Annotated in this window: 4 protein-coding genes; 1 reads left to right on the top strand and 3 read right to left on the bottom strand. The window is 44.7% G+C overall.

Going from position 1 to position 6,275, the window contains the following annotated elements:
• The 3 genes from F8N00_RS15390 to F8N00_RS15380 form a co-directional block, all read right to left on the bottom strand.
• Window positions 1-1,863 (bottom strand): bifunctional glycosyltransferase/CDP-glycerol:glycerophosphate glycerophosphotransferase (locus F8N00_RS15390; protein WP_421018517.1); only part of this gene is annotated, 1,863 nt, incomplete at its 3' end.
• 101 nt (window positions 1,864-1,964) lie between these two features.
• The gene (locus tag F8N00_RS15385) at window positions 1,965-3,125 is read right to left on the bottom strand and encodes a helix-turn-helix domain-containing protein (protein WP_421018516.1); all 1,161 of its coding nucleotides are present in this window, start codon (window positions 3,123-3,125) and stop codon (window positions 1,965-1,967) included.
• Window positions 3,126-3,243: 118 nt separating this feature from the next.
• The gene (locus F8N00_RS15380; RefSeq protein ID WP_421018515.1) at window positions 3,244-5,517 is read right to left on the bottom strand and encodes a methyl-accepting chemotaxis protein; all 2,274 of its coding nucleotides are present in this window, start codon (window positions 5,515-5,517) and stop codon (window positions 3,244-3,246) included.
• A 173-nt stretch (window positions 5,518-5,690) separates the two neighbouring features.
• Between F8N00_RS15380 and F8N00_RS15375 the strand changes: the two genes are divergently transcribed.
• The gene (locus F8N00_RS15375) at window positions 5,691-6,113 is read left to right on the top strand and encodes a CBS domain-containing protein (RefSeq protein ID WP_023469329.1); all 423 of its coding nucleotides are present in this window, start codon (window positions 5,691-5,693) and stop codon (window positions 6,111-6,113) included.
• The last annotated feature ends 162 nt before the right edge of the window (window positions 6,114-6,275 follow it).

The following is a 6,275-nucleotide window of genomic DNA, read 5'->3' as shown; positions in this document are numbered from 1 at the left end:
CGTGGGCTCGGAGATGTGTATAAGAGACAGGTCGAAGAACACAGATGAGTAGTCCGTGATCAGGATATCACTAATCAGGTAGAGTTCTGCGATATCACCGTATGAAGAGACATCGTAGGCGAATCCTTCGTGTCCACTGATATCCATGTTTTGAGCAATCAAGTAGTGCATCCGTAAAAGGACGACGTACTCATCACCGAGGCGTGCTTGCATCTCATTTAAATTCAATTGCAAGTCGAATCGGTATTTTCCTCGCGCGATGAACTCATCATCTCGCCATGTCGGTGCATAAAGGACGATCTTTTTATCAGCCGGAATATTTAAGCGTGTTTTGATTTCACTAATGAGACCCGCTTGATTATCGGCATATAAGAGATCGTTACGAGGATAGCCCGTTTCAAGCATTGTATTTTGGAACCCGAATGCGCTCTTGAAGATTTCGCTCGAGTACGCGTTTGGCGAAATCAGATAGTTCCATTCTTGCGCTTGGTTATAGAAATTCTTTTTATAGCGAATCGCATTCGTTCCAGCCATATGCACATCTTCCATATCAAGACCGAGTCGTTTTAATGGCGTACCGTGCCATGTTTGAAGATAGATGGTTTCTTCGCGTTTTTTCAAGCTGAGCGGCTGACGCGTATTGAAAATCCAGTATTTCGCACGAGCCATGTATTGATAGTACGTAAAGCTGTTTCGAAGTACCCAATTCGGACATGCTTCCTTCACTTCATCAGAAGGTTCTTGAGCGAAAATCCAAACAAGTTCTAGTTCCGGATGTTTTTCTTTTAGGTGAAGGTAAAGTGCCTTCGGATTGTCCGAGTAACTCCGCCCTAAGAAACTTTCGAATAAGACGAGATTGTCTTTGATCGGCATCTTCTGGAATAGTCGATACAGCATAAGACCATTTTTAATTTTTTTACGACGCGCCGTACGTAAGGAACGTTTTGTTTTGACAGCAGTAATGTACAGCTTGAACATCGCGTACGATCCCGTTGACCAGGCTTGTAGATATTTACTCTTTGATGGCATCCGCTTTAAGTCGTAAGCGACATGATTGAAGACTTCTGCTTGTTGAGTATTAGACGAACTCCGTTCGAGTAATGTACGTCCACGTTTTGAAATGAAACGCTTATACCATGTATTTAAGAATTTTTGAACTTCTTCATCTTTCGTCTCTGCTGATAACATGCCATAAATCCGAGAGATATCTGAGAGTGTCGTAATGTCACGTAGTTGGAAGAGCGATTGACCATCCAGTGGTGTACTTCTTGAATTCCGTCCGTACACGATGTAGTTGACGGAAGTAATGTTCGTTAACTGCGAAATGACAGTATGCGCGATGAGCGTATCCGCAAACCACGTCGTTTCGAGGCTAGGCAATGTCTGAAGCAATTCTTTTTTGATCATCCATCCATGGATCGTCGTCAGGTGACGCGAATTAAACTTCGTGCGCGAGTAAAAGAAGTAACGATCGTCATCGATCGGCATCAGCCATTTCTTCTTATTATAAACAGGGGAGATCTTACCGATGATGACTTCCCCACGAGACTTCTCGTATGCCTTGATATATGTGTAAAGCGCACGGGGAGCAAGAATATCATCACTATCTAAAAAGATGACATAGTCTCCTGAAGCAGCTTGAACTCCATTGCGTCGAGCCGCATACACACCTTGATGTGATTGCTCGATGATGGTACACGTTGGATATAGTGCACGAATGTCATCGACATAAGAACTTGGTCCATCAAAGACAACGACGATTTCTACAGGAATCGAAACGTGTTGGTCGAGAACGGATTGAATCGCAGCTTTTGCTTGAGATTCGGTTTGATAGACTGGAATGATCACACTAATTGAATTCATGTTGACTCTCCTTTTGATGAAAGAATCGAAAAAGATTCGATTCGGCAAAATTGTATTCTGTTGAATAGGATATCACAAATCTGAAAAAGGTAGCAGTGTTCCTAAAAATCTGTCTTTTGTCTGTAATGAGTGGGTGTCTCGCCCGTGATTTGTTTAAAGGCCTGACTGAAATGACTTTGACTTGAAAAGTGCAGTCGGTTTGAAATCGTCAATAGCGAGTCGTCAGATGAACGTAGCAATCTTTTCGCTTCGCGAATCCGTTCACGAATGACGTAACGAGCCAGCGGTAAACCCGTTTCATCTTTAAATAAAACGGATAAATAGTTGGAGGATACGTGAATCGCCTGACTGATGGACGAGACCGATAAAGGATCGTAGAGATGCTGCTGAATGTATCGAATGGCAGCTAGGACGTGTGGCGAATGACGCAACGCCTGTATTTCTTTGACGGCTTCCGCAAAAGATACCGTGATCCGAACGTGACGATTTCGCAATTCTGCAATACTCGTCGCAGCTTCGATCGTCTCAATCATCCGATCACTGAGCGAAAAGGCTTCGTCTGGTTCTAGTCCCCCACGGATAGCGGCACGTGCGCTCAGAAGAACTGTTCCTAGAAGTAGATTCTTTTCTGCTCGGAGTGGTTGGTGACGTGCAAGTGTTCCGAACTCACCGTATGCGGGAAGAGAATAGGTCGTCGCCAACCGTTCGCTCTGTCCGGATGAGATCCAGTCGATGATTTGTTGCTCACGTTGCCAAGCTTTTCGATAGGCGGTCACACCTGTGTGCGAAGGGGCTTCAGACACTAAAGGAATTTCCTCTTCCTGTATATCTGAAACATGATCGATGTCACGAGAAGACAATCCTTCACCATGTAGAAGGTGATAGAGCAAATGGGCACAGTCGATCAGACGATTTTCCGTCGTTCGGGGTAGAACTTTATAAAATTGATGATAGGTCTCATCTTGAATATGAGCCCGAAAAAGTGCTGACTGTAAGAGAACGGGACCGATCCGGTACATGCCTTGGTCAGGAACGTCTACGAACAGGTAAGCCGTTCCGTCTTTTAAGGTATGAAGTAGAGGGCGATGATTTTTTAAAGTAGGCCACGTACCTTCAATCAATAGATTCGCCGGATGCTTGGGTGCGGAAGGACGTAACTCGATTGAGATATGCTCTTGATCTTGATAGGAAATAAAAAAACCAGTCATCCCAAATAAATGTTCCGCGATTTGTGTCAAGTCTGAGGGGCTTAAGGGATTCATGAAGCGACTCCTTTCGAATGATGCATCGATTGTATCTAGTGTATGTGCTCGGCAATCGATAGTCGAGTAGGGAATGAAAAAATCCGAAGTCTTTCTTCAAGACTCCGGATCGATAGGCTTATGGATTCGTAGGAGACGGAGAAGACTCAGGTGTTGGTTCCTCCTCGTGCCACGTCTCGACTTCAGGATCATTCGTTTCGATATCGTGCTCCGTCAATTCTGTGCTTGCGACTTCCGCATAGGCATCGTCAGCAGAATGACTTGTGTCGGGTTCTGATGAAAGGACGTCTTCTTGTTCTTCGGTCAAATGTTTTTCAGATACGGTTTCGTCTAACTGGAATTCCAATGTGAGCGCATGGAGATCACCTGCGATGTGAGCGAGGTGAGCCGCTGCCGTCGTCACGGATTCAAGTGTTGCGTTCGTTTCTTGAATACTTGCAGCACTTGTCTCAAGACCTGCTGCATTCTCTTCCGTTAAAGCAAGAATGGTTCCCATGGCATCGGATACTTCTTCCGTAGCAAGCGTCAGCGCCTCGATGTCACCAGTCAATACCTCTGTTCGATTTGAGACATGATGTACGGATCCTGCGATGCGCTCGAAGTCATCGCCTGTCGTTTTGACAGACTCAAGAGACAGCTTCAAATCACTCATGACATGGTGCATCGCACTCATGGCAGTATGTGTTTCTTGTTGAATATTATCGAGGAGCTGTTTGATTTGTTTAGCGGATTCGTCGCTCTCCTCGGCCAGTTTTCTTACCTCACTCGCAACAACAGCAAATCCACGTCCTTGTTCACCAACACGTGCGGCTTCAATTGCTGCGTTGAGGGCGAGTAAATTCGTCTGACTCGAGATGGCTTGCAACGTTCCAAGAATCTTTCCGATCTCATCAGAACGTTTGCCTAAGAAATCAGAAGTGTTCTCGATTTCTTTTTCCAATGAGTCCGAATGGTTCAAGAGATCAGAAATCGTCTGTTTCGTCACGTCACTTCCTCGTGTCGCAGCGGAAGCGACGGAAGCGACTTCAGAAAGTGTCGTGGACGCGACCTGTTGCATTGCTGTAGAACGTTCCTTGACACCGTATACAGCATGGGAAGAACGTTCGGCTTGTTTCGTTTGAGTTTCACCAGCAGCAGCGATTTCTTCCATCGTCTGTCCGATATGACGTGAAGCCTTTTGTACATGAGTCGCATTGTTTGAGAGCTCTTCTGACGCATCGCGAACGGTCGTAGCGGATGTAGTCATCGCTAGAATCGTTTGTCGCAAGCGCGCGCGCATCGCGTCGAAGTTCGCACTGAGGTCTGTTAATTCATCCCGGATGAATCGTTTAGGACGATGCTGTGTTCGCAAATCACCTGATGCGATCGCTAATGCTTCACGACGGAGCATCGACAGCGGGCGATTGATCGAACGCCCGATCAACCAAGCGATCAATGTCGCGAGGGCGATCGCAACGACGAAATTGATCAATGACTGATTGAGCATGGCTTCTTTAGGCGCATACAAGGAAGCGTAATCCAGTACGACGGCTAGTTTGAATCCTGTTTTCGAAGAAGTTTGCCAAATGACGACCGATTTTTTTCCGGCGACGTCCATGATCTTCGTACCGGATTCTTGCTCTAACATGGACTTTGGAGCAGAGAAATATGCTTTTCCGTCTTCACGTAGTTGATTGATTTTTTTGAAGAAATAATTTCGGTTCGGGTGCGTGACGATCTTACCGTCTTGTGTGTAGCTGAAAACAAATCCTTTTTGTCCGATTTCAATCCGTTTCATATCTTCAGCAAGACGATTGATGCTTTTATAAACAGACAATACACCTTTGATGTTCGCTTGAGCATCTAGTGTCGCCTTAGAGAAACCGATGATGGATAATTTCGTCGCGCTATCATAGTAAGGCTCGCTCATGGCGACAGTGCTTGAATTCTCCAGCGCTTGTTTATACCAAATCTCTTTTCGAGGATCGTATCCAGGTGCGACGTCTTGTTTTGGCCAGTTAAGATAGCCGCCTTTCGTATCAGCGTATTGGATAAATGAATTTTCGATTTTTGAGGAGCCATATTTCTCAAGGACATTATAGATATCTGTTGCTTTTTGAGAAGGAGCCTCCGAAGCATCGGGTTGTTTGGTTGTATCTATGTAGTTCGGTAGAATACCGTCTTCACGGTTGGAAGGGAGTCCGGCAAGGAGTGTTGTATCTTTTTTAGTATCATCGATGATGCGGGAAAACGATTGTTCGAGTTGCTTTAAAGCAGTTTGGGATGTCGAGTCGACCAGTTGATCGACAGTTCGGCTTGTTTGGTCATACGAAAACCAAGTGGAAACACCGAGAGTAAGAGCGGGCAACAAAATAAGCCCGATGAACAAACGACGGGTGATCGGGAGGCGCATGATGAATTCTCCTATCCTAAATAGTCTTTAAAATCTGTCTATTCTGACTATCGGAAGGGTACGGATAAATATGAAGGAATTATGTAGAGATTTTCATCATTTGAGAAATGAATCCAGTGAGGCTTCGTGATAAAATGAAGAAGGTGTCACAGAGTGGCTAGGGAGGAACAGAAATGAACATTGCTTTTTTCTTACTACCAAAAGATGAGGTGAAATATTTAGATCCTGAATCGACGGTCAGACAGGCATTAGAAAAGATGAAACATCATCGATTTACGTCCGTTCCGCTCGTCGATAATAAAGGTAAATATGCAGGGACATTAACGGAAGGGGATGTCTTGTGGGCGCTCGAGGCTAATCTAGAGCATGCAGACTACGATCACGTCTTGCAAACACGATTGACGGATATTAAACAACGTGTTCGTTATAAACCAGTCTCGATTACTGCGCAAATGGAAGAGATGATTGAGGTCATTACGGACCAAAACTTCGTTCCTGTCATCGATGATGGAAAGCACTTTATTGGAATCATTCGTCGTCGGGATATCATTGATTATTTCGCGAAAAAAGTAGCGCGAGAGAATGTCAGTTACTAAAAAATATAAAACTAGTAAAGAAAGCACTTATTTTCACGAAATGTGAGAAGAAGTGCTTTTTATTGACTTAAATCGACTTCAACATCCAGCAAAAAGAGACGATATAGAAGCATAATGACATTTTAGGGCTGTCTCTTATACACATCTCCGAGCCCACGAGAC

The organism is Exiguobacterium sp. A1_3_1 (assembly GCF_048985645.1).
Classification (GTDB): Bacteria; Bacillota; Bacilli; order Exiguobacteriales; family Exiguobacteriaceae; genus Exiguobacterium_A; species Exiguobacterium_A indicum.
The sequence above is the reverse complement of the archived record's forward strand: the minus strand, read 5'-3'. Positions and strand labels throughout refer to the sequence as shown.